This window comes from Algoriphagus ratkowskyi, from assembly GCF_002150505.1.
GTDB lineage: Bacteria > Bacteroidota > Bacteroidia > Cytophagales > Cyclobacteriaceae > Algoriphagus > Algoriphagus ratkowskyi.
In genome coordinates, this window is sequence record NZ_MSSV01000020.1 from 1 (window position 1) to 24030 (window position 24030).

A 24030-nucleotide genomic window follows, 5' to 3' on the forward strand; every position below is an offset into this window, starting at 1 on the left:
TCCGCTTTATTAACAATATATACTTTCAAAGCTCCATATCTGAAGGTCTCAACCGCTTCGGTCACCTGTCACTTCTACTGAGCGTAGGCGAAGTACCGGTCTTCCGTCTATCAGGTATATAATGTTAGCTTATTTATTCAGAGGGATAAAAATGATAAATGATTCGTCCCCTTGCTTGGCTGCTAGTCCCAGCGTGATCAGTTCCCCATTTTCTTTGTAAATAAATGGTCGCTCTAATCGATCAGGCTTGAGCGTAGTGCCATCTTTCATCTTAATTTCTTTTGGCATGATTTGGTATTCGGAAGCTTTTTGCCATTTGATCCCGTCTGTAGAGCTTACCAGTCCAATAAATCCCTCTGGAGTATGAAAGATCCCATAATAAATTTCACGCTTTTCGTCATACCAAAGGGACATGTCTTCCGTGTCCAAGTAATCGATTACAGGGTCAGGTTGGATCTCAAAGGGTCCGTCAGGATTATCACTTATGGCAATAGCTTGATTTCTTATAAATCTTGTTTCATTGGGTTTATCACCTTTGACTATCATATAATAACGACCATCCTTACCCTGGTCCACAGCCGGGTTCACGGTCAAAGTCGAAATAGGGCCTGAAGGTTCTATTAAAGGTTGGTCTTGTCTTTGCCAAGGACCATCTAAAGAATTAGCTACTGCAACTCCGGTTCGCTGATTGGGTCTTAGAATTTTCCATTTTGGATGATTGTATCCAGTCAAACTGATGTCCATCAAGTCATTTTCTGAATAGTCCTGATTTTCTCCCATATTGGTGGAGATATAGTAGAGGTAATACTTACTCTCAAAATATTTAATCTTGGGATTGTGCGCTGTTATAGCATCCCAATTACCTTTTCCGCTACCTTCTAAAACAGTCTTTTTGAATTCCCAAGGTCCTGTAGGGTTTTCTGAAACTGCGTGGGCAATTTCAGAAAATAATAGCCATCCAGTAAAATTGGTGGATTTGGGCCACCGAGAATAAAAGAGGTGATACATTCCGTCATTTCCTTTGACTATTGATCCTCCCCAGTTATAATAGCCCTCTGTGCGAAAAATATTTACCTCACTAACAGGTTGAATAAATTTAGAGATTTGCAGATTATCCTGTGCGATACAAGGGATCAGAAAGATAATTTGAACCAACAGTATTAGACTATATTTTTTCATACTCATTTATTTTTTATTGCTGAACATCTACTCGGTAAACGAAATGTGAATTTCACAAATTCAAGGTCTTTATGAATTTGCTTAATATTTAGTAAAGTAAAGAACTATAATTTAAGAGAGTCTATTGTTTGACAGTTATTCTTTTGGTTCGCTTTTAAGTGGCCTTACCATGTTGAAGATATTTCATTCAGGATTTCTGGCCGCGAAATAGACATGTGTAGGATGACCATTTTGAACCAGTACTTGAGGGCGTTCCAGTTTAGGGAATTCTACAGTTTCTCCATTGCTGAGCGTAAGAGTTCTGCTGTATGAAGCTTGGTTTTCCGGCGTAGCCCAAACTAAACCGTGTTCAGAACTTGTATAAAATCCTGCCCCACTTTCACCAGTAATGGCTGCATTCATGCATTTTGCAATCATATGATAACCAAGTGAACAGTGGAAATATTGGAGGCAAAAGTGACGCGCCGATTACTGACCAAGTAAGAGATTTGCCTGCTAAAAATAGCCCTTACTGGTTTTCTTCTTTTTGGCAGTAAATCATAGTCCCATCATGACTATTGCCAAAAGGTAAGCTACTATAATGATCAGGTCTAGTGTGCTGATTGATTTCATTTCAAGGTCTATTGACCTAAAATTAAATATGATTGATAAATTTAGGGTATAAAGAGTATTTTGTTTTATGAGTCAGAGCTAGAATCATAATCACAGTACAGTGTTTTGTTTAAATAGCATTAATTTCAAATTTCAATAAATTAATAAAAATATGTCCTTGAAAAAGATCAGTTTTCTATTCTTAGTGGTTGGAATGGCGGTTGCCGGCAGTGCCAAAGCAGACCAAATGCCGACTGAAAGACCAAATATAATTTTTATCATGGCCGATGATCATGCCTATCAAGCGATCAGTGCCTATGGAGAAGGACTCAATGAAACGCCAAATATTGACAGAATAGCAAAGGAGGGAGCGATTTTTACCCGAGCTACAGTGACTAATTCTATTTGTGCGCCAAGTAGGGCAGTATTGCTGACAGGCAAGCATAGCTTCATGAATGGCAAAGTTGATAATATTCAACCCTTTGACTGGGAGCAAGACAATTTCCCTAAACTGATGCAGGCAAATGGCTACGCTACTGCGCTGATAGGTAAGATCCATTTGGATGGACAGCCTAAGGGTTTCGACTATTCTATCGTATTGCCTGGTCAGGGAGAATACTACAATCCTGATTTTTTGATCAATGGAAAAACCAAGAGGATTGAGGGATATGTCACCGACATCACGACTGATTTGGCTTTGGACTGGTTGGAAAATGGTAGAGATAAAGAAAAGCCTTTTGTGATGCTTTACCACCAAAAAGCGCCCCATAGAAACTGGAAACCAGCCCCCGAGTATTTGACATTGTATGACGACAAAGAATTTTCTCCTCCTGCTAATTTCTTTGACGAAGAGACAAATTACCAAGGAAGAGGTACTGCTGCTAAGGAGCAGGCAATGGAGATCGACGAGATCATGCGTTGGGGTAGAGATTTAATGCTTGAGGTGAATCCAAATGGAGATAGCACTGGCTTAAAAGGTGAGCTTAGACGTTTTAATCCTGAGCAGTTGAAAGCTTGGCGGGATGCCTATGATCCAAAAAATGCAGCTTTTCTGAAAGCGTATGGAAAATTGGATGAGAATACACTTACTCTTGAGAAAAAGCGAGAGATCGCCATCTGGAAATACAATAGATATATTAAAAATTACCTCCGTACGATCAAGTCTGTAGATGATGGAGTAGGTGAAGTTTTGGATTATTTGGAAGCAAATGGTTTGGCAGAAAACACAATTGTAGTTTATACATCAGATCAAGGTTTCTACCTAGGTGAGCATGGTTGGTTTGATAAGCGTTTTATGTATGAAGAATCTTTCCGCACACCTCTTTTGGTGAAATATCCTAAGGAGATCAAGCCGGGAACAACCATCAAAAGCTTGGTTCAGAACCTTGATTTTGCTCCAACTTTCCTTGATTATGCCGGGATTGAAGTTCCTAAAGAAATGCAGGGAGATTCATTCCGGAAACTTGTCAGCGGAGAAAGTAACGAATGGAGAGATGCTGTTTATTATACCTATTATGAATACCCAGCTGAGCATAGTGTGAAGCGACACAATGGAGTTTCTACAGATCGCTACAAGTTGATTCATTTCTACTATGATGTGGACGAATGGGAGTTGTACGATTTGGAAAAAGATCCTCGTGAAATGAATAGTGTGTATGATGATCCTTCCTATGCTGAAGTGAAAGAGATGATGCACAAGAAATTTGAAGAAGTGCGTACGAAATATGGAGATAGCGATGCCAATGATAAGCGATTCTTAGACGAGTATATGGAGGTTTATAACAGAAGGAATGGGAAGTAATCTTGGTATCTGGCATGATGCCAATTTCCTTGTTTTCCTTGGTGAATAGGCTGGAAGACCGAAGACGGAAGACAGCTGTGGCTTTCGGTATCAGCGCGAGCGACAGGGAGCCTGTCCCGATTTCTCGGGAAGTGAAAGGATTTGTTTGTAAGTGGTAAGAAGTAAAAGTTGTCAAGTAAATTCAGGGCCTGACAGTTTCTATCCCTATCTTAAAAGATGAGTAGTTCAGTTTTAGAGGATATAAGAAGAATACCTTTGGGTTATTCCTTTGTACTCTACGAGTCAAAAAAGTACGGCATTACCAAGTCTATATTTAATGGAGGAAATTCTTACAAGATTTTCGCTGAAGAACTGGGAGGGAAGGATTTCTATAGTTTGAACTATTACATTACTAAACGTAAAGATTTATTAAAACCATGTGAGATGTCTGAGCAAAGAGTACTTCACTTTTTGCAACACCTGACTTTATTGACTATCAATGAATCGTTATCTCGAAAGTGAATGAAACTATTTTGCTGAAAAATCGCATTGAATATTTCAAAGACGCTAAACCAAAACACAATGAGTAATTATAAAAAAGCATACATCGCAGGAGGCTGCTTCTGGGGCATGGAAGATCTCTTCAGAACACGGCCTGGCATAGTGGATACTGAAGTGGGATACCAAGGTGGACAAAATGAAAATCCTACCTACAAAAATCATCCACGTCACGCTGAAGGAATTGAACTGACCTATGATCCGAATGAAACTTCCTTCAAGGAAATACTGGATTACTTCTTCAGAATGCATAATCCTACTACAGTAGATCAGCAGGGAAATGACATGGGATCTAGCTATCGTTCAGCTATTTTCTTCCAAAATGAGGAGGAAAAGAAGGAAGCTGAAGAGATGATCGCTATAGTGAATGAGTCCGGCAAATGGACGAGCAATGTAGTGACTACCTTAGAGCCTTTCGTGCCATTTTGGGTTGCTGAGGAATATCATCAGGATTATTTGGTAAAAAACCCAAATGGATATACCTGTCACTTCTTGAGATTTGAAGACTCCTATATTAAGGACTGAGGAAGATCGGAAACGGGAAACTGAAGACCGAAGTGGCCTGAAGTCTAGAGTATAGCATATTTTATTGTTAGTCTCTATACTTTTAGAAAAGGTGATATATATCAAGAATAACTTGCGCTTTTTATCTAAAACAAATTAGTATCGAATGAAACATACGTTAAAATCAATTTTTCTCGGGTCCGTAGTGGTACTCGCTTTTTCATGCAAAACCGAGGAGGCAGCAAAGGTCAGTGAGCGGCCAAATATTATTTTCATCATGTCGGATGATCATGCCTACCAGGCGATCTCGGCTTATGACAATACCTTGATCGAAACACCGAATATTGATAGGATTGCAAAGATGGGAATGTTGTTTACTAATGCTTCGGTGACCAATTCGATCTGTGCGCCATCTAGAGCTACGATTCTGACCGGAAAACATTCGCATATCAACGGCAAGGTGGACAACCATTTTCCATTCGACACGACTAATGTGACTTTCCCGCAAATTCTTCAGGATGCAGGATATCAAACGGCCATGTTTGGAAAACTTCACTTTGGCAACAGTCCAAAAGGATTTGATCAATACAAAATTCTTCCCGGACAAGGGAAATACTATAATCCTGATTTTATCACCAAGGATGAAGGAAATATCAAAGTGGAAGGGTACGTGACCGATATTATCACAGATATGACTTTGGATTGGTTGCAGAATGAACGCAAGGCTGATCAGCCTTTTATGCTGATGTACCTACACAAGGCACCTCACAGAGAGTGGTTGCCGGCTGAGCGTCACGTAGAGGAATTCACCAATCGCTCATTCAAAGAGCCAGCTACGCTATTCGATGATTACTCAGGAAGAGGCAGAGCTGCGCATGAGGCAGAGATGAACTTGCTGACAGATATGCACTGGGGAGGAGATTCCAAAGTGTATCCTGAGGTAATGGATGAGTTGGGTATTCCAGAGAACTCAAGTTGGGATAAGGCGGCACTCACAGGAGAATTGAACAGAATGACAGAATCTCAGCGTGCAAACTGGGATAAGGCTTATATGAAAGTCAATGAGGACTTCAAGAAAGCTTATCCTACCATGACTGAAAAGGATAAAATGAAGTGGAGATATCAGCGCTACATGCAGGATTATCTCGGCACGATCAAAGCTGTAGATGAGAATGTAGGCCGTGTGTTGGACTATTTGGAAGCAAATGATTTGATGGAAAATACGATCATCGTCTATACTTCTGATCAGGGTTTTTACCTGGGCGAGCATGGCTGGTTTGACAAGCGTTTTGTGTACAATGAGTCTTTCAAAACACCTTTGTTGATGGCTTGGCCAAACAGAGTAAAAGGTGGAACGAAGTCAGATGAGATGGTTCAAAATCTTGATTTTGCGCAGACCTTTTTAGAAGCAGCAGGAATCGATGCTCCTTCAGATATGCAAGGAGAAAGTTTGTTGCCTTTGCTTACTGGAGATACGGATAAGTGGACGCGTGAAGCTGTTTACTATCACTACTATGAGTATCCATCTATTCACATGGTGAAGCGTCATTATGCGATCATCACTCAGGAATATAAGTTAGTTCATTATTATTTCGATACTGACGAATGGGAGTTGATCGATAGAAAAAAGGATCCTAATGAGATGACCAATGTATATGATGATCCAGCATATGCCGAAATCAAAGCAGAGCTTCATCAGCAGCTGGATGACATGCGCGTAAAGTATGGCGATAGCTCAGAGTTAAGTCAAGAGTATATTGATAAGTACTTAGATTTTCTTGAAAAGAACAAATACAGCACTGGTGGAAAAGAAACCGATTTGATCGATAAGATCTTTGAAGACAGAAAGAAGAAGTAATCACTGTATGATAGTCGGTAATTATGCAAGTGGCCTTGTTTTCTTTGCTCACCCTGTCAGAAGACCGAAGACGGGTGACCGAAGCGGCCTAAATGCTAGTGTTTAACTGTATAAAAGTCGCTTTTGGTGTTTTATATGAACGCTTTTTGAGAAAAAGAAAATAAATTTTACAATGATAGAGGCCTCAGTGGATGATTTCGCTGGGGCTTTTTTTTAACCGAAAAGTTAACAGAGACTAACGCAGGGAGCTCAATTTAAGATTATGGATTTGATGTATGAATAGGGCTGAAGGCCCTTGATATCAAAGCCCAGTCCGATTAGGGCTGGGTTAAAAATTTGGTCAAAAGGTACGAGCTCTAAAAGAGCGAAATATTGCACTTTTGAGTATGTCACTGCAAAGTGATTTTCTGGTTTTTTTTTAACCGCAAAATTGCGGAGATCGCAAAGAAAAACGCAAAGGCTTAAATTCCTTTATAAACAATAAGACTCTGCGATAAAAACTCTGTATCCTTGGCGTCTCTGCGGTAGAAATCATTTTTTTTTGTATTCCAGTCTTTCTGCCAGTAGGGAAATAAAAGCATTTTCGGAAGTAGTTTACGAAGAATTGAGGCTACTTCGGTCTTAGGTCACTTGTACTGAGCGTAGCCGAAGTATCGGTCTTTCGTCCTGCTGCAAAGTGATTTTCTACATTTTTTAACCGCAGTGTACGCAAAGTTCACGCAAAGGGCGCAAGGGAATAAATGCCTTCCGAAAAGGCGCCAGGTGTTAATTCTCTAAAAAAACAAAAAGTTGTACTAAGAGAAGGATTCGTTTGTAGAATCTGAAATCGTGCGTGAAAAACGAACGATGGCGGTGTGGGACGATTCGACTGTAGCATCAATAATCGTTGGTGAGACACGAAGGTAGGCGCTAAACGTCCGAAAAAGATCCGAAGGATTGAAACGATTCATAACCCTCGGCAAAGCCGGGGGTGTAGGAATAGTAAATGACTATAGCCCTGAAAGGGTGAAACTCTATGTTCCGCCCTTTCAGGGCTATAGCATATACTTACATCAACTTCCCTGCACTTACGTACAGGGTTATGAATGGTTTGGCACCTTCGGCGCCAGGTGTAACTGCAATTTCAGAATTATAAAGAAATTATCATTTTGCTAAATTTCATACTGATTACTTTCCTGTACTGGCAAGATTGCGGATAATCATGTTGCCTTTTTATAAAAAAAGCGCTTGCGAAAACTCTGCGTCTCTGCGGTAGAAATCATTTTTTTTTGTATTCCCGTCTTTCTGCCAGTAGGGAGATAAAATCATTTGCGGAAGTACTTTAATTAAAGATTGTGGCTACTTCAGTCATCGTTCTTCCGTCCTGGAGCAAAGTGATTTTCTACATTTTTTTAACCGCAGAGTCGCGGAGATCGCAAAGAAAAACGCAAAGGCTTAAATTCCTTTATAGACAATAAGACTCTGCGATAAAAAACTCTGCGTCCTTGGCGTCTCTGCGGTTAGAATCACTTTTTATTTAAATCTGTTTTATTAGCCATTTAAGCTTCCTAATTTGAGTACAAATAACCCAACCCATGAATAACCTAGCTCAACCCTACCCAATCTCTCCTGAAGCCAAAGCTTTTTATCAGGAAAATAACTACATCAAACTCAAGCAGGTGCTAAGTCCTGAGGAGGTCGCACATTTCTCTGAAGTGATTTCAGCTGAAGTTCAGCGGAAGAACACACAGGAAAAACTTATTGAGGAGCGGGATACCTACAGCAAGGCATTCTTGCAGATTTTCAATTTATGGACGGAGAGCGAAGAGGTCAAGAAATTTGTGATGAGCAAGCGCTTGGCTCAGATAGCTTCAGATTTGATGGGTTGCGAGCAGGTCAGGATTTACCATGATCAGGCTTTATTCAAAGAGGCTGGTGGAGGAATTACACCATGGCATGCCGATCAGTATTACTGGCCAATAGATACAAATAACACGATTACGGCCTGGATTCCGCTTCAGGCAACTCCGCTAGAAATGGGGCCGCTGGAGTTTTCTGCCAAAAGTCAGCAGATTGTTTTCGGTAGAGATCTGCAGATAGGAGATGACTCTGAAGTTCAAATCAAGCAGAATCTTCGTGTCAACAATTTTGAGCATGTGATCGAAGCATTTGATTTGGGCGAAGTAAGCTTCCACTCAGGATGGGTTTTCCATCGTGCCGGAGCCAACCAAACTGATCAAATGAGAAAAGTGATGACAATCATCTACATGGATGCTAAAGCCAAATTGATGAATCCCAAGAATGATAACCAGATCCATGATTGGAATACCTGGTGTCCGGGAGCAAAGATCGGAGAGGTGATCGATACGGAATTGAATCCTATTGCAGGGTGATTTTTACTAATGATTAGCAGATTTGCGATGGGCTTTTTTTCCGCCAAAATGCCCATGCAGAGAACCATACTTTCTACAACTACACTATAGTTTATTGAGAAAGAAACCCTTTCTATTGATAATGTGCTTTTAAAAAATGGCCTTTAATCAATTTGGAATAGCATTAAAAGTAACAGTAAAAGTGGTCCCAACATTTTCTTTGCTTTCTACTTCAATTTGTCCACCCATTTCTTCAATTTGATTTTTGGTGATAAATAAGCCTATGCCTTGAGCGTCCGAATTACCGTGAAAGGTTTTATACATTCCGAATAAATCTGCTCCGTGTTTTTCTAAATCTATTCCTTTACCATTATCCTTTACTTTTAGAATTGTTTTGCCCAACTCCTGGGTACAGGATACTTCAACTATTGGAGGCTTGGTCTGCTGTCTATATTTGATTGCATTTGTCAACAAATTCAAAATAATACTTTCCATATACACAGGATTTGCCAGTACGTTAATTATAATGTCTATCGTGTTAGTAATAATTGCATTGGAGGTGTGAATTTGAACGAGCAAAGTCATTTTAGTTTTTTCGACAAGTTCATTCAGATTAATTAGTTCCGGATTTAATTTAGCGAGGTTTTGTGATCTTGTAATTTCATTTAAATGGTTAACCGTTCTACTAAATTCTTTTGAAATAACTTTAAGTAATTCAAACATCTCACTTTTTTCATCTTCTGATGAAGCCTGGTTGATTAAATCGAGAATAGATGAGATGTTATTGGCGTAAGATTTTAAATCGTGAGAAACGATATTGGAAAAATTTAAAAGCCGTTTATTTTGCTCATTCACTCTATGATTTGATTTGAGCAATTCTATTTCCAATAATTTCAATGATGATACATCGGCAACATGGACATAAAAACCCACTACCTCTCCATTTACAATATCTGGGTAATAATTTGCTAAAGAATGTCGGGTACCGCCTGTGGGTGTGGGGATTTCTCTTTCAAAAGTTTGAACTTCTCCTTTCAAAACAGCAGAAATAAAAGGTAGATTCATTTCGTATAAAGTCCCCAACAGTTCTTTAACAGTGATTTTGTCTATCATCTCCTCCTGCGTTTTCCCGAACCAATCTATATAGGCAGAGTTTGCAAAACGACAAACTAGATTTTTGTCCCAATAGGCCAACATCGCAGTAATATGGTCTGCCACCTTTAATTCAAAAATTTTTGTTCTTAGTTTTTTAGTGTCCATGCTTGTCTTTTAGACCTGCCTATAAAATCTGTACGTCCACAACAAGTTGAGTATATTTTCTATATATCTATTATTTTAATCTCTCCAAAACCTCAGCTTTTATCAACCGAAGATTCAATCCTTGTAGAAATAAAGTTTTAAGTTGTCATTCAGACCTTATTTAGCTTTTTCGTAGTAAAGGTGGCTTACACCAAGTTAGAGATAACCAGATCCATGATTGGAATACCTGGTGCCCAGGAGCGAAAATCGGCGAGGTGATCAATACGGAATTGAATCCTATTGCGGGGGATTTTTAACGGTTCTCTGTTATACCCATGCAGAGATTTTCACCATTAACCTTCCCACGAGGAACTGATCTTTAAAATTACCACTATATCTTCGCCCTTCTTTTACTGTCGTCTGTTGTGTCGGTTTTGTTGCTTTGGCTTGGAGGCTCTTTTGCAAAACTTGGGTTGTGAGTAGGCTTGAGCTCTTTTGCAATTGTGGCACCAATAGCGTTGGCTTATTTTACTTTTAATTCATACTTATCCTCAAAAAATTCATTCAATAAATTTTGATCACCCTCTTCAATTAAGAATTTCTTTTCCTTATCACTAAGCTCACAAATCCCAAAATTATTAATGTAATTTCCGTTCAAAGAATAATAGTCAGATGAGTAAGGCTTACTAGTTGTCTTTATGTAGTACCAAAAAATATTAGACTCCATTATTTTCTTAATTATTTCCATTTCTGTCTCCGAACTACCTACAACTGCTAATCCGTTGTAAAAAAGCAAGTCGTCATCAGAGTTAATAATATAATTTGGAGTTCTGTCTGAGTACTTTGGGAAGAACATTTTGTTTTTAATTTTCTCTAATGATTGTGTTCGTCCAAAAGCAAACCAGTTTTCATAGTTTCCTTTTCCTTTGTCTCTTTCTCCTAAAATCTTTCTTTTGTTTTGAAAATATTTATAAGCTTCTGGATAATTTTCCTTCATTAATTTCTCATCAAGAAGTTTGGGTTTTTCTTCATGGTCGTATGGGAAGATAACTTTCTCTTTGAGCCTGTTCAAGCTTATCTCTCGACTTAACTTATTTGAATTGACAATGTCCTTACAGATATCTTTTTCAATTCTATACAGACTACCATTTTGCAGATAGAAATAGTTTTCGTCTTCGTCCACTGGTCTAAAAATGTAAATGTCATTTTTTAGGGTTGCAATACCATGTCTCGTTTGGTAAATTTCACCAAATGGAATTCCTGTTGATTCAATTTTGGAAATGGTTTTATTATCTTTTAAATTCCAACCTTTTTTTGAATCGAGAATTCCATAGTTTATCCTTTTAAAGGACTGTTTTCCTTTTAAATATTTGCTTTCAGACTGCTTATATAAAATAAAATTTTGCTTTCTATTTTCAATGAAACAAATACAAGTATAGGTGTTTTTCGATTTAAAAACCTGTTCAGAACCGAAGTCTATAATTGAAATAGCAAGTTCTTTTCTTTGAAAATATTCTCTTAATGCTCTTCCGTTCAGACTTTTGAAAAATGAATTCATTGTAATGAATCCTAGAACGCCATTATTAGCTAAATTTTCAATTGCAATTTGGAAGAATGGTATGTAAAGGTCTGAATTACCTGATTGACAAACTTCCCAGTTTTTTAATTTCTCCTTAGTTTCTATGTCAAGATTCCTTGCACAAACATAAGGTGGGTTTCCAAGTATGATTGAAAACCCGTTGAAGTCGCTAATTTTATTCGTCCAATGAAAATCTAGAGAGTCTCCTTGAAACAATTTGAACTCAAATTTTTCTATATCTTCTCCTGATTGCAGAGCCAATAAAGAGAGAAGCAACTTAGTTCGGTTAACGGAATATTCTTGGATGTCTAAACCGAAGATATGATTTCGATATATTTCTGAGTAGGTTTTATCGGTTCTCTTTTTTAATTCAATGGATGCATTGAACAAAAAGCCACCGCAACCCATTGCGATGTCAGATATTTTAAGAGAATCATCTATGGAGTTGATTTTCTTAAACGCTTCTGAAACAATAAATGTCCTGATTTTTTGAGGTGTATAAATAGCACCGTTTATAATTCTATCAGCAGGTGAGATAACAAATTCAAATAGTTCGATGAGTTCTTCGAATCCAAATGCTTTTGTATCTGCATAAATCGCTGATACAAATTCAAGAAGTGATGAGTGTTCGTCCTTACTTTCGCTGTTAATAGAATATTCTTTGAGAAGCTTATTTTTCTTTGTCTTTAATTTGTTGATTTCAAGAAATGCAGAAATAATAAGACTGTCCACATCTTTTGGGGTTGTAGAATATTTACTTAAATATTTGAATGCGTTTCTCATTGAATAGCTCTTAAATGCTTCTTATAATCATTATATTTAAACGATACGGCCAAATACAACTCTTTTGCTACTGGGTTATCTAATTCCTCAATTAATTTTTGAAGTAAGAACATTTTCTGTTCAAGTTGGTCTAGCATCCAAATTATACTATGTCTTTTTAGGTATAATTTTAATTTTATGTACATATACCTAGCTACTTCGGATTCTTCTCTTGGGTAAATATTACCTAACTCATCTCTATAGAAATGAGCGTTATAATCTTCATCTACTGGGTCAAGGTATGAGCCTACATCATCACTTTTAGCTCTGTTAACATAAGAACACGAATAAACCAGATTCTTGTATTCTGTTTCTAAATCTGGGAATTTAGATTTAGGTTTAAAATGATCGATTTGAAAATTTGTTTTGCCGCCAAACCAAAAATCCAGACAATATGTATATCCACATCTATTTTTAAAATCTTGAGCAAGGGAGTCTTTGTATCGTCTGTAGTCTGACAATTTCTTTCCTGAATATGATCTTACAGGTGATTCATTTCTAAAAATTATTTCATTCATCTTTTTTACCCAATGATTTTGCTAGTTCATCAACTTTTTTAAGAAGTTCAGAAAGTTCGGATGCTTCCTTATCATCTCTAAGAATATTTGATATTCTACTTTCTTTATCAAGTGTATTCTCTATTTTAGAGTCCAGATCAGCCAGTTCGTCTCGTTCTACAGCATCAAGTTTTCGTTTTTTACTTTCAGCAATTAATTCTAAAAGTCTTTTTTCGTCTGTTTCTAATTTATGCTTGTGTTTTTCAATTTGTGCCTTAACTCTTTCTAAGAATTGCTCCCCTTCGTCCATCTCTTTTTTTTCATAAATTATATTCACATCTTCTCCTTTTGAGATGGCATCATCTTCGTATGAGGTCAGAATGAATACAGGGAACCCTTCTCTCTTTTTTAAAAACAGGCTAACTAAATCTGTTCCGTCATAATGAACAGTTGAGAGCTGCTCTGCAAAGTCAAAATCTGAAACTATTGCATCTACGTGATTCTCAAGTATTTCAGTGCAAGTATCTTCAATAGAATCTTTTGGAATAATTGGAACAACATCAAAAAAGTTGTACGAAAATCGCTGAAATCTTCTTGTGTCAGATTGATCTTCGTCTATATATGCTATCTTGTATTTCATTTTCTTAAAGATTATGAGGTAATGTTATCTTTATTTTGAAGCTTGGTCTTGCTTGTAAAATCTCAACATCACCATTGTATTCATCAATTGTGGATTTAACAATCCACATTCCTAAACCTGTTCCAATTTTTTCTCCTGTCTTGTCATCTCTTTTTGTAGTAAAAAAGGGCTGAAATATTTTGTTTGGTTCAGTTATTTCCTCTAAAAGGCCAGGCCCACAATCCTGATAAACAACATTAATTCCATTAGTTTCTAATGGATTAAAAGCAAAACTTAGTTTTAGTTCTCTTAAATCGCCAGAATCTTTCCTTTTATATGCATCTACTGAATTGGTGATTAGATTATTAAAGATTCCATCTAAGTCAATTTCGTGTCCTCTAAAATTTACTTCAGTAAACTTCCACTTATCTATTGTTAATTTGATATTTCTTCTCGATAAGAGAGGACTCCATATTTTTTCCAAACCTTCAATGTAAGTGACCATATTTATTATTCTACGAGTCCTCTTATCCTTTCTTACTGATGAAATTGAAAAATCAAGCCAAGATTTTAATCTTTCGTCCTGTTTACGCATATCCGAAAGCATTACATATGGGTCAAAAAAGTCAGGAAGCTCTTTTAGCTTATTAATATCAATTACTTGCAGTAAGACACTTTTAAGTTCCTCTGTTCTTGGAAGGATACTGTCAGTATGGTTTCTGAATTCGTGAGCAAATGATGTAACGATTAAACCTGCGCTAGCCAGTACCCTTAAAATTTTTTGTTCATCCTGTAGCTCCTCAATATCCTCTTTATATGCTTCAATTGCATTTATTAAAGTGTCTTTATCTACACTAGGGTCTGAAGAGTCAGAATTATTTTTTTTGTCTTTTTTATTTTTGATTATTCTATCTGCTTCCTCTTTTGCTTTGGCCTTTTTGTTATTCTCGTCATAAATCTTTTTAAGAGTCATCATTATTTGATTTCTATCTTGCTCAAAGATTTCAATTACTGATTTTAATATCTCCTTAAAAAGTGTAAAAGTGTCGTTCTCTTGAAGTCCTTCACGGCTCGATTTATCTTCAAAATTGATATTATCAATTCTTGAGATATTTACAATTCCATAAACTTGTTGTGGTCTAACTCGATATCCAGGTCTTGTAACTGTTGGATTACTTAAAGCTCTTTTACCCAAGTCTAACCAGTCAAAAGAACTACTTTTTGTTTCACCGTATGGGCGAACTCTGAAATTATCTCTAAAAATTTTGATGCCGCCAAATTTGTCTAACCAATTTGTTCGAATACTATAATTTACGGACTTATAAGGGTATTTACCAACCTCTTCATCCTTTTCCTGACCTCCACCTCTTTTCATAAAATAAAATGAAAATGTAAAAGCTCCAATTTTACGTAGATTGTTATTCTTATCAATTCCTTTATATCCTGCTATTAGTGTTTCTAGCTTAGTGTTTATCTCAAATTCGCCTTTTTCAAATGCACTAAATTGGTATTGAGGTTCATTGAGTTTTGATTTTTCAAAAAATCCAATTCTTTTTAAGTCGCCAAAATTTAATTCATTTCGTGAAACGCTAATTGTTACGGACTGACTATCGTTTACTGTTGCAGAAACTTTGTAATCATAGTCGTCACATAATGTTGGTAAAACCTTTCCGTACTTATCAGGCTCTAAGGTACTGTAAAGGAATAATTGAAAAATATTTGTTTCTAAAGGAGGTACTAAAATCTCTAAATTAGAATACAGTGATTGAGTAGCTCTTTCCTCCCAAGTGTCTTTAAGTTTTTCAATTGAAATTAGAGTCCCCTTTTCTTCTTTCCAATGGTCAATAATAGGCTCTTTGAGTCCAGTAAAATTTTGCATTTCAATAATTTCACCCCAAAAATCACTATTTCCGATTTGAAGAGTTGCTTTAATATCTGATATTACTGCTCCTGAGTTTTCAAATTGATTCCAATCTACATCCCAAACTAAACTTTCAGAATCTAACGTTTTGGTTAGCATAACACTGGATTTGCCGAGTCGGTCTAATGCGAATCTTCCTATGCCTTTAGCTCCTGTTTTTATTCTCGACTTAGTTTTGAAATTAACTTTCTTATCATCAGTTCCAATAGTCATCCATTGGTTTCGAATGATTTTTTCTGTCATTCCATCACCATTATCTAATATTCGAATACTGTCATTTACTGGGTCTATAATTATAATACAAATTGATGCGTCTGCATCATAGCTGTTTTTTACTAATTCTATTATGGCACCTTCTGCATTTGCAAAGTTTTCTTGTCCAATGAGACGAGCTGTTCTCGCAGAAACCGTAAACGGTATTTGAGTAATTTCTAACTTTTCGATTTCCCCTTTAATGGATGCAATCAAAACACTATCAGGCTGTGGCTTCTGAATTTCTTCGGAAAGCTTTTTCTTAAGTTCTAAGATTTGAGTAGCGTTATCCATTAATCTATTTCTGTTCGTTATTTATCAAGTCAGTAATCTGGACACCAAGTAATTCAGCTATTGAAGACAATGTATTCAAAGTGGGTTGTACATCATTAGTACACCATCTTGAAATTGTTGCTTCATTCTTTCCAAGTTGTTCAGCAAGCCATTTACTGCTAAGGTTCTTCTCAACCAGCACTACCTTGATTCTATTTATTGCTTTTCGGCTCATGTAAATTGCATTCGGTACAAAGATATTGATTTTATATGAAACTGATTCGTTTTTCAGTATGTGCGTTGGAGCAAAAGAAAATGTGCTGCATTGGGTCGCCTTGAAGCTCTTTTAATTTTACGAAGCGTTGGCATTTTGTCCACGGTTTTTTGTCGGTTTATGTTTGTTCTGCCAGTCGTCTTACGCTTGCACCTAACATCTGTGTATACCCAACTAGTCGCCTATATTTCGGGTATATCTTATATTTTATTCTCTCCTAAATATCAGCTTTCATTCCCTGAAGATTCCGTCCTCCAATAAAGGAAGTTTTAGGTTATAATTTATACCCTGTATAGGGTATTTTATACTTTTTTGTAGTACGAGGCTTGTCGTTATAATCTAATAGAAGTTATTGAGTCCAGTTTAATTGTGAACGCAGTGCGTTCATTATTGGGAAGGTGAGGTAAAACTGCCGGCAAAAATTAAGTTGTCTAAAAGAATAACCGCTACCGAAGTCATTTTCTAGGACTTCAGCCAAGTTTTTTAGTAGGAAAGTCCCGTAATCTGCACGTTCTTTTCCGTTTTGCTCTTCTTCCACGATGTGCCTACCGATTTCCTAATACATTAGCACTCGTTCATGATTTACCGCGCGAATCGCATTTGTTTGCGCTTGCGAAATGATTTGCCGGATGTTATCTATAAATGATTTAGAGATTTGATTCATAGTCTGTTGCAGTCGAATAATAGACTAATATAAATGCTAATCTTTAGTATAACTCCAAGCCAAAGTCTATTTCAACTAGGATAATCCTGTTTTCCAGATTTGTTTCCACAAAGCATTCTATATTTCTGTGTGTAGAAGCAGTTAGTGGATAAATGCCTGAGTGAGGGAACTAACCAGCAGCATCCACAGGATTGCTAAAATCCTAAAAAGCCCTATTTTATCGCTTCGATTTTATGCTTTTCCCAAAACCCTAATCTGATCCCATGAAGCCTACCTATACTTACAACCAAACTTACCTTTGGCTGATTAGCCTCACTGCAGCTCTGGGAGGGTTTTTGTTTGGGTACGATTGGGTAGTGATAGGAGGAGCCAAGCCATTTTACGAACCGTTTTTTAATATCACTTCCGCAGCAGATCAAGGGTGGGGAACAAGCTCAGCTTTGATTGGTTGCATGATCGGTGCGGGGATTTGCATTTTGATTTCGGATAAGCTGGGGAGGAAAAGATTACTTATTGCCTCTGGCTTATTGTTTTCCATATCGGCTATAGGAACTGCCATGGCGGGTACTTTCTGGGAATTCAATTTTTATAGAATCATCGGTGGCGTAGCAATGGGAGTAGCGCTAAACCTCTCACCGCTTTATATCGCAGAACTTTCACCTCCAGAGAAACGGGGCAAAATGGTGACTATCAATCAGCTGTTGATTATGATTGGAGTTTTGCTGGCTCAGATAATCAATTGGCAGATCTCGCTTGCCGATACCCAATTGGCAGATGATGCTACTTTCGAGATGATTGCCGCGAGTTGGTCTGGGCAAAATGGCTGGAGATGGATGTTTGCTGCGGAAGCTGTTCCTGCGCTACTGTTCTTTGGCCTGATGTTTTTTGTGCCTGAGTCCGTGCCTTGGCTGATCAAGAATAAGGAGGAAGATAAAGCTCGAAAGATTCTTGTGAGAATCGGTGGAGAGAACTATGCTCAGGATTCTATCACTGAAGTGAAATCAACCTTAAAAGATGGCGACTTCGGCCAAGTAAATCTCAAAGAATTGTTCCAGAAGCGAATTATGAAACTACTTGGGATCGGTGTGTTTTTAGCTTTTCTCCAGCAATGGAGCGGGATCAATGTGGTGATCTATTATGCAGCTGATATCTTCCAAGCGGCTGGTTACAATCTGAAGCAGATGATGCTAAATATCGTGGTAATAGGAGGAGTGATGGTACTTTCTGTGTTTATCACAATTTTCACAGTGGATAGATTTGGCAGGAAGAAACTCCTGCTGATCGGTACTTCTGCGATGGCAATTTTATATGGTCTGATCGGTTATTTTTTCTACATCGATCTAGGAGGCAATGCAATAGTATTTGCTGTATTGATCAATGTGATGTTCTATTCCTTCACCTTGGCACCGCTGCTTTGGGTGGTTCTGTCAGAGATTTTTCCTACTAGAATTCGTGGAGCAGCTATTTCTATCGGTGCTTTGGCTCACTGGATAGGCAATTTCACTTTGACTTATTTCTTCCCTGCGATCCAGGAGAACCTAGGCTGGGCGAATAACTTCTGGCTTTATGGCGCAATCTGTGCGGTTGGTTTTGTGGTGATTTACTATGTTTTACCAGAGACTAAAGGGAAGTCCTTGGAAGAGATAGAAAAGGAATTGACGGGGTGAAATGATTTCTTTTAAGCTTGACTTTACCTAGCTTGATAGGGACCAAAAATTGCCTTTACCTTTCGTTCTGCATCAGAATCTTCGAGAATAATTACCTGATAAGATTTTCCACCTGGTGCAACTCGTATTAGAATATGACCCTGCGTAGATCCATATACTTGGTCAATTCTGTCTCCTATCACCAGTTTGTTTGCTTCAAGCATGCTGGTGGTAAACAAGTCCCGCTTTCCTGGATAGAGCTCAGTTGAGGTAATTCTTCTTAGCACATCATCTCCAGGATGATCTGATGACCAGGATTGCTGTACCCACACGCGAGGTCTAAGCGTCCTTACATAAAAGTGATTTTGGGAATCGCGATTGCCATGATGATTTAAAGTAGCTACATCTACCGGCCCAATTACCGGTGCAATATTGCTTTCCACACTGTTGAAATCAGCTTCACCAAACGAGCCAACTCCTCGGATATCTCCGCCTGTGAAGTAGTCGAAATCTCCATAAGAGATCTTGAAACCTAGACTGAGATCATTTTCATTGTTGGATTTAAGATCAAATACTTCTTCATCAACTCCAGTCCAAGCCCAACCGTTTCCCTGAATATTTCGAATAGCAAAAGTTGGGTAGCTAGCAGGATTTTGCAGGTGGATTTGATTCAATTTTCCAGCAGAGAATTTCTCGACTTCCATCTGATTTTCAGCTTTCTGAAACTCCAGAAACTTCCAATAATTTAAGATAGAATTGAGGTAGGCAGTAGTGCTTGAGTTCGCAGAGGCTACCAGTTTTTGAAGATTTTCTTTATTGCCAAAGTTGATAGCACTGCTGCTATAATCAGGATAATCCCGATCCAGCATTTTTCTAATCTTTAGTTTGTCTCCGACTCCAACCAAACCGGATAATTGATAGCCTCCTTTTTCTGAAGTAGGTCCGTAACTGTTGGTTTGCCCGAAGTGATCCGAATGAAAATGAGTTATCAATGCATAGTCAATCTCACTTTTCTTGGAAGCTGGACTGAACTGCTGGATAAAATCCACGATCCATTCGTAAGCGAACTTTGAAGTGTTGGGTAATCTTGGAGTGTTTCTCTCGGAAAGTGTACGAGGGTCATCCTCCGTTGATTCCCCTGCATCCACCAGCATAGTCGTGCCGTCTGGAAGCACGAAAAACGCGGCATCACCTCTTCCTGTATTGATGTGATGAAGGTCTAGATATCCTTCTTCCCAAGCTGGTAATGGTTGACCGATTTCTTGTGCAAATGCATGAAATGTTAAACCTATTAAGGAGAAAAGAAGGAGTAGAGTTTTCATGTTATTTAATCAAATCAATCACTTTAAGAATATCATTTTTGGTTCTACCCTCAATTTAATGAAGTAGCAAGTTTGGCTTTAGACTTATCTTATACAGAATAATGTAGGATATCTATTTTACTAAAGTTTAATTAAAAATGCCTAAGGGGCATTTTCTTTACGATTTGTCCGCTCGTACCTCGGGAGCAAAGTCATTTTCTTAAAGGCGTGCAAAGCATCCCAAAACTGAAAATCCCATAAGGCTCACCCATCCGGATGCTATCTTCCAGAGGTTATTATTATCAAATAATTATGTGTCGATTCCATGAAATTTATGGTAGTACCTCATTTATATAGACATACTACATTAAGTCATGAATATTTCTTCCAAATCATTGGGGAAATATGGATACAAAAATCAGTTAGTTTGTAAGTAATGATCCGCCTCAATTCCCCACTGTTTCCAGAACGCGCTTTGGCTCGTACTCTGGGAAAGGATAAGATCTTGGCATCACTTCAATTCCGCTAGTGATTTTCAGAGGAGTTTTTCCGGCGAAAGTTACTTCGATGAAGTAAGCTTTGTAGCCTTTCTCAGGATCTTCCAAAGCCAACTCATAAGTTCCTGATTCACTAATTTTCATTTCTTCAGCTTTCCAGTTTGGGCCAAATTCATCCACTCTGAAATCACGAGTTTCTGAGTTATAAGCAGTCCATGCCTTAACTGTGCTAGGCTTGTCCGCTGGATCCAGCGTCAAGGTTATCTTCTCATCTTCCACTTTCCAATCGTATTTTGGTCTAGGGCTCTCATTTAAAACAGAAGCATAAAAAGCAATCATATTTGATAGCGCACCTGACTCAGATATATTATGTCCAGAATTTGGGACGTATTGCATATGCTTTTCTCCGATCAGTTCATTCCAGTAAAACTCCCAGCTATCCGGTTGGAAAAACTGATCACTGGCAGCGTTAATCAGGAGCTTTGGCATGTCAAAATCTGCGTTAAATGAATAAGGATCGGTGATCTCAAGCAGTCGGTCAAACTCCGGAGTTCCCATCCAATCCATAATTCCTTCACTCACATAATCATCCACCGCCGGAGCCCAAAAACCGTAGTTTTTCCAATGATGGGCAAATGATTCATCGAGATTGAGCATGTCGATCACGACAGGGATAATGGCCACAACTCTGTCATCTGTAGCCGCAGTAGTCCAGGTAGTCCAGCCTCGCTTGGAAGCACCACCTACAACGAAAGAATCAAGTTTCTTTTGGTAATTTTTCTCCACCGCATCTGTCACAGCATCCATACCTAGTTTCACAGCTTTTGTCATTGGGAATCTCGCTAGCCAGATTGCATCTTCATCTTTAGCTCCACCTTCGAGAAATTTGCGCCAGCCATAGGCGATAATTCCATCTTCAGTACGTTTTCCCACTGGATCATTTACAAAAGTTACCGGTTGGAAAGGGATGTTATGAATCTCTGCCACGATAGAATTGGTTTGCATCGCAGCGGCTAGGATCAGTTCATTAGGTTTCTCAGGCATTTTCGTAGTAGTACTTCCGCCACCTATCCACATCAAGCTTGTGGTGAATGGCGTATTTTTTGGCACCACTACAGAGATCCAATGCCACCATTCTGTTTCGTTGACTTCAGCAGTGCTTAGCCAGTTTTGTGAAACCATCCGGAGCACATGAAAGTCATACTTTTCCCCAGGCACTGAGTGAACTATTTCGTAAGAAAAGTCTGGACTTGGACCGTTTACATAGTCTTTCAATAAGGTTTCAGATCTAGTTGGTGCCTCTTGTGTTTCTTTTTCCGCAGGAGCAGAACAGGCCACAAAAAATAAAATGCCATAACAGGCAAGAAGGATTCGGAGGGAAAGTGATTTCATGGATTGATGGAGTTTAATCTCAAAAGATAAAGAATATGTCTAAATCAATTGATAGGAAGAAAAATAATAAGCTTAGTTTTTGAATTTTTCAGAACAATCTCCTTGTAGTCATCTTATTGGTAGGGATTCCCTAATTCCTTTCCCCCAAGCCAAACCAAGTCGCTCTCAGCTGTCCAACTGCATGAGCTACCGTTCCACTGTCAAAGACTAGGTTTTCTTAAGCAAAAAGAATGGTGGTAGAATATAGAATACTAAGAGTTAAATAGAATCGAATAAATATGTGAGGGTTTTTATTAAAAATGGGAATTTCAAATTTTGGAAGCAAAGTTAATTGACCACAATGCTGATAAAGAAAATATAGCTGGTGAGCAAGAATAAAATGCAAAGGGGTAAAACGAGTGCTTTAATCTGACAAGTAAACTTAAATTTTCCTTAACAGGGATTTTTAGAATTTATGAAAGACTCCATCCAACTTTGCGTAAAGCAATTTTAGATATGAAAAACTTATCAGATAGCCAATTATATGTCTTGATCCAGAAGAGGGATTATGTTGCTTTTGATAAGCTGTTTGATCGATACTGGGATAAACTTTTCAAGTATGCCTATAATATTTTAGCTGACCAACAACAGTGTGAGGATGTGCTGCAAGAAGTTTTTACTAGTATTTGGGAAAAAGCGCCATCGAAAAATGTAGAATATATTCCTGCTTATTTGTACAATTCGGTAAAGTATAAAGCGTCCAACAGCATCAGATCAAAGAAGTGGCATCTTGATTTGGATACTATAGATTTATCTGATGTGACTGATGATGAGTCATTAGAGATTCCCTCTGAAGATTGTCGACTAGTTTTACTGGAAGAGTCCATGTCACAATTGCCACCAAAATGTCAAGAAGTAATGGTTCTGAAAAGCAAGAGAGGTCTGAGTGCGCATGAAATAGCAGCGCATCTGGGGATTTCCACTCGCACTGTTGAGGGGCATATGCAAAAAGGCATGAAGTTATTGAAGGCCTCCTTGACTCAGGTAGCACTTTTTCACCTATTGAAACAGTCATATTTTTTTTACTTGCTATAGGTCTTTTAGACAAAAAAAGAAAGCGCAAATATTAATTCTGTAACCCCAACGTGTGATCCTTTTGTTACTCAGATTACCAAATCATTAACTGTGGAAATTGAGCGCGTATTTTTTAAAGCGCATGTTACTACTCTGCAAAAGTGGTACAATGATCAAAGAACAATTTGTAAATCTTCTTCATAAAAAAGCGGCAGGAACTGCCAGCATCGGGGAGATGAAGCAAATCGAAGAAACATTCAAGCGATTAGAGAAATCAGGTCAAAATCTACCTTGGACCCTAGCTGAACAGGCTGAAATAAAGCAGCGAATCCAAAGTAAGCTGCCAATTAAAGGGGCTCGTCAGGTAGTAATTGATTGGAAAAGGTACCTGATAGCTGTAGCTGCTTCACTGCTGATTTTTATCGCGACTTACGGAGCCTATCAGGAATATAGTTTTGTGCCTCAGATTCCCATGATTCAGCGTAGTACAAATTCTTCTCAACGTGCTCAAGTAATACTTCCTGATGGATCTCTGGTTCATTTAAATGTTAACACCACCCTTACTTTTCCTGAGGTTTTTGATGTAGGGCAGCGCATTGTGAAGTTGGAAGGAGAAGCATTCTTTGAAGTTAAGAAAAATCCAGATAAGCCATTCTTAGTTCAGACGGAGCGTTTGATTACTACAGTACTAGGTACAAGTTTTAATATAAATGCTGCAACTGGTGCGGCTTCAATCGTCTCGGTTAACACTGGGAAAGTGGAAGTGTCAGTAGTCCATCATGCTGGTGATGGGTTGATTTTGCATCCCGATCAACAAGTTGAGCTGACGGATTCCGGAGCATTGGAATTTAGCGAGGTGAATAGCGCTGGAATTTCCAGCTGGAAGTCCAATGAAATGCGATTTGAGTTGTTGCCTTTTGAAGAAGTGATTAGTATGTTGTCTCGCAATTATCATGTAAAGATAACGCTGAGGGAAAATTCTGCTAAGGGATGTTTGATCAAGGCATCCTACACGAATAATGGCGTAAAATCAATTTTGGAAGGACTCCAGCATTTGGCTAATTTTGATTTCCTCATACTTGAAAATGGAGATGTAATAATTGATTATAAAAACTGTAAAAATTAGTTGATCCGATGAAAAACACCAATTAGCTTGAGTAAAAGCGAGAGTTGAACTGTC

At 38.1% G+C, this 24030-nt stretch carries 19 protein-coding genes; 8 read left to right on the plus strand and 11 right to left on the minus strand.

The annotated features are described in order from the left end of the window. Positions 1 to 129: 129 nt before the first annotated feature. Both BVH02_RS17465 and BVH02_RS17470 read right to left on the minus strand, forming a co-directional pair. On the minus strand, positions 130 to 1179 hold the full coding sequence (locus BVH02_RS17465) for a glycoside hydrolase family protein (protein WP_086502824.1): 1050 nt from the start codon (positions 1177 to 1179) through the stop codon (positions 130 to 132). Positions 1180 to 1362: 183 nt separating this feature from the next. After that, on the minus strand, positions 1363 to 1581 hold the full coding sequence (locus tag BVH02_RS17470) for a glycoside hydrolase family protein (RefSeq protein WP_143244240.1): 219 nt from the start codon (positions 1579 to 1581) through the stop codon (positions 1363 to 1365). Between the two features lie 361 nt (positions 1582 to 1942). On the opposite strand from BVH02_RS17470, the gene BVH02_RS17475 reads away from it, so the two are divergent. The 5 genes from BVH02_RS17475 to BVH02_RS17495 all read left to right on the plus strand — a co-directional run bounded on the left by BVH02_RS17475 (position 1943) and on the right by BVH02_RS17495 (position 8842). Continuing rightward, positions 1943 to 3571, plus strand: coding sequence for a sulfatase family protein (locus BVH02_RS17475; RefSeq protein WP_086502765.1), 1629 nt, complete (start codon positions 1943 to 1945; stop codon positions 3569 to 3571). A 216-nt stretch (positions 3572 to 3787) separates the two neighbouring features. Continuing rightward, positions 3788 to 4072 (plus strand): peptide methionine sulfoxide reductase, encoded by a 285-nt coding sequence (locus tag BVH02_RS17480; protein ID WP_086502766.1) that lies wholly within the window; start codon positions 3788 to 3790, stop codon positions 4070 to 4072. Between the two features lie 60 nt (positions 4073 to 4132). After that, positions 4133 to 4633: a peptide-methionine (S)-S-oxide reductase MsrA gene (gene msrA / locus BVH02_RS17485; protein WP_086502767.1), complete on the plus strand. Its 501-nt coding sequence runs from the start codon at positions 4133 to 4135 to the stop codon at positions 4631 to 4633. Positions 4634 to 4778: 145 nt separating this feature from the next. Further along, entirely contained in the window at positions 4779 to 6470 is a 1692-nt protein-coding gene (locus BVH02_RS17490) for a sulfatase family protein (protein WP_086502768.1), read from the plus strand. 1574 nt (positions 6471 to 8044) lie between these two features. After that, a complete protein-coding gene (locus BVH02_RS17495) occupies positions 8045 to 8842 on the plus strand; it encodes a phytanoyl-CoA dioxygenase family protein (protein WP_086502769.1) in 798 nt (265 codons plus the stop codon). Between the two features lie 147 nt (positions 8843 to 8989). Here BVH02_RS17495 and BVH02_RS17500 read toward each other — a convergent pair whose 3' ends face one another. The 7 genes from BVH02_RS17500 to BVH02_RS22075 form a co-directional block, all read right to left on the minus strand. Beyond that, positions 8990 to 10081, minus strand: coding sequence for a PAS domain-containing sensor histidine kinase (locus tag BVH02_RS17500; protein ID WP_086502770.1), 1092 nt, complete (start codon positions 10079 to 10081; stop codon positions 8990 to 8992). A gap of 502 nt (positions 10082 to 10583) precedes the next feature. Then, positions 10584 to 12422: an Eco57I restriction-modification methylase domain-containing protein gene (locus BVH02_RS17505; RefSeq protein ID WP_086502771.1), complete on the minus strand. Its 1839-nt coding sequence runs from the start codon at positions 12420 to 12422 to the stop codon at positions 10584 to 10586. Further along, on the minus strand, positions 12419 to 12979 hold the full coding sequence (locus BVH02_RS17510; RefSeq protein ID WP_086502772.1) for an HNH endonuclease: 561 nt from the start codon (positions 12977 to 12979) through the stop codon (positions 12419 to 12421). The genes BVH02_RS17505 and BVH02_RS17510 overlap by 4 nt, the downstream gene beginning before the upstream one ends. Then, the gene (locus BVH02_RS17515) at positions 12972 to 13598 is read right to left on the minus strand and encodes a coiled-coil domain-containing protein (RefSeq protein ID WP_086502773.1); all 627 of its coding nucleotides are present in this window, start codon (positions 13596 to 13598) and stop codon (positions 12972 to 12974) included. The genes BVH02_RS17510 and BVH02_RS17515 overlap by 8 nt, the downstream gene beginning before the upstream one ends. Positions 13599 to 13602: 4 nt before the next feature. Then, the gene (locus BVH02_RS17520; protein ID WP_086502774.1) at positions 13603 to 16044 is read right to left on the minus strand and encodes a sensor histidine kinase; all 2442 of its coding nucleotides are present in this window, start codon (positions 16042 to 16044) and stop codon (positions 13603 to 13605) included. Positions 16045 to 16048: 4 nt separating this feature from the next. Further along, a complete protein-coding gene (locus BVH02_RS17525) occupies positions 16049 to 16258 on the minus strand; it encodes a helix-turn-helix transcriptional regulator (protein WP_086502775.1) in 210 nt (69 codons plus the stop codon). A 388-nt stretch (positions 16259 to 16646) separates the two neighbouring features. Continuing rightward, on the minus strand, positions 16647 to 16850 hold the full coding sequence (locus BVH02_RS22075; protein ID WP_394363995.1) for a DUF1016 N-terminal domain-containing protein: 204 nt from the start codon (positions 16848 to 16850) through the stop codon (positions 16647 to 16649). 374 nt (positions 16851 to 17224) lie between these two features. Between BVH02_RS22075 and BVH02_RS17535 the strand changes: the two genes are divergently transcribed. Then, entirely contained in the window at positions 17225 to 18628 is a 1404-nt protein-coding gene (locus BVH02_RS17535; protein ID WP_086502776.1) for a sugar porter family MFS transporter, read from the plus strand. A gap of 23 nt (positions 18629 to 18651) precedes the next feature. Here the strand turns inward: BVH02_RS17535 and BVH02_RS17540 are convergent, their stop codons facing one another. Both BVH02_RS17540 and BVH02_RS17545 read right to left on the minus strand, forming a co-directional pair. Next, a complete protein-coding gene (locus BVH02_RS17540) occupies positions 18652 to 19929 on the minus strand; it encodes a ComEC/Rec2 family competence protein (protein WP_086502777.1) in 1278 nt (425 codons plus the stop codon). Positions 19930 to 20354: 425 nt separating this feature from the next. Beyond that, the gene (locus tag BVH02_RS17545; protein WP_086502778.1) at positions 20355 to 21797 is read right to left on the minus strand and encodes a PhoPQ-activated pathogenicity-related family protein; all 1443 of its coding nucleotides are present in this window, start codon (positions 21795 to 21797) and stop codon (positions 20355 to 20357) included. 495 nt (positions 21798 to 22292) lie between these two features. Between BVH02_RS17545 and BVH02_RS17550 the strand changes: the two genes are divergently transcribed. Next, complete coding sequence (locus BVH02_RS17550) at positions 22293 to 22871, plus strand: RNA polymerase sigma factor (protein WP_086502779.1); 579 nt, start codon at positions 22293 to 22295, stop codon at positions 22869 to 22871. Between the two features lie 121 nt (positions 22872 to 22992). Further along, positions 22993 to 23976 carry a FecR family protein gene (locus BVH02_RS17555; RefSeq protein ID WP_086502780.1) on the plus strand — a complete coding sequence of 328 codons (984 nt, stop codon included), beginning with the start codon at positions 22993 to 22995 and terminating at the stop codon, positions 23974 to 23976. Positions 23977 to 24030 lie beyond the last annotated feature (54 nt).

What these genes read in the sequence shown, in the direction of transcription:
- BVH02_RS17555 (WP_086502780.1), top strand. Translation starts at nt 22,993, where the DNA reads ATGTTACTACTCTGCAAAAGTGGTACAATGATCAAAGAACAATTTGTA.
- BVH02_RS17470 (WP_143244240.1), bottom strand. Translation starts at nt 1,581, where the DNA reads ATGAATGCAGCCATTACTGGTGAAAGTGGGGCAGGATTTTATACAAGT.
- BVH02_RS17505 (WP_086502771.1), bottom strand. Translation starts at nt 12,422, where the DNA reads ATGAGAAACGCATTCAAATATTTAAGTAAATATTCTACAACCCCAAAA.
- BVH02_RS17480 (WP_086502766.1), top strand. Translation starts at nt 3,788, where the DNA reads ATGAGTAGTTCAGTTTTAGAGGATATAAGAAGAATACCTTTGGGTTAT.
- BVH02_RS17540 (WP_086502777.1), bottom strand. Translation starts at nt 19,929, where the DNA reads ATGAAAACTCTACTCCTTCTTTTCTCCTTAATAGGTTTAACATTTCAT.
- BVH02_RS17475 (WP_086502765.1), top strand. Translation starts at nt 1,943, where the DNA reads ATGTCCTTGAAAAAGATCAGTTTTCTATTCTTAGTGGTTGGAATGGCG.
- BVH02_RS17515 (WP_086502773.1), bottom strand. Translation starts at nt 13,598, where the DNA reads ATGAAATACAAGATAGCATATATAGACGAAGATCAATCTGACACAAGA.
- BVH02_RS17490 (WP_086502768.1), top strand. Translation starts at nt 4,779, where the DNA reads ATGAAACATACGTTAAAATCAATTTTTCTCGGGTCCGTAGTGGTACTC.
- BVH02_RS17495 (WP_086502769.1), top strand. Translation starts at nt 8,045, where the DNA reads ATGAATAACCTAGCTCAACCCTACCCAATCTCTCCTGAAGCCAAAGCT.
- BVH02_RS17510 (WP_086502772.1), bottom strand. Translation starts at nt 12,979, where the DNA reads ATGAATGAAATAATTTTTAGAAATGAATCACCTGTAAGATCATATTCA.
- msrA (WP_086502767.1), top strand. Translation starts at nt 4,133, where the DNA reads ATGAGTAATTATAAAAAAGCATACATCGCAGGAGGCTGCTTCTGGGGC.
- BVH02_RS17500 (WP_086502770.1), bottom strand. Translation starts at nt 10,081, where the DNA reads ATGGACACTAAAAAACTAAGAACAAAAATTTTTGAATTAAAGGTGGCA.
- BVH02_RS17550 (WP_086502779.1), top strand. Translation starts at nt 22,293, where the DNA reads ATGAAAAACTTATCAGATAGCCAATTATATGTCTTGATCCAGAAGAGG.
- BVH02_RS17520 (WP_086502774.1), bottom strand. Translation starts at nt 16,044, where the DNA reads ATGGATAACGCTACTCAAATCTTAGAACTTAAGAAAAAGCTTTCCGAA.
- BVH02_RS17545 (WP_086502778.1), bottom strand. Translation starts at nt 21,797, where the DNA reads ATGAAATCACTTTCCCTCCGAATCCTTCTTGCCTGTTATGGCATTTTA.
- BVH02_RS17465 (WP_086502824.1), bottom strand. Translation starts at nt 1,179, where the DNA reads ATGAAAAAATATAGTCTAATACTGTTGGTTCAAATTATCTTTCTGATC.
- BVH02_RS17525 (WP_086502775.1), bottom strand. Translation starts at nt 16,258, where the DNA reads ATGAGCCGAAAAGCAATAAATAGAATCAAGGTAGTGCTGGTTGAGAAG.
- BVH02_RS17535 (WP_086502776.1), top strand. Translation starts at nt 17,225, where the DNA reads ATGAAGCCTACCTATACTTACAACCAAACTTACCTTTGGCTGATTAGC.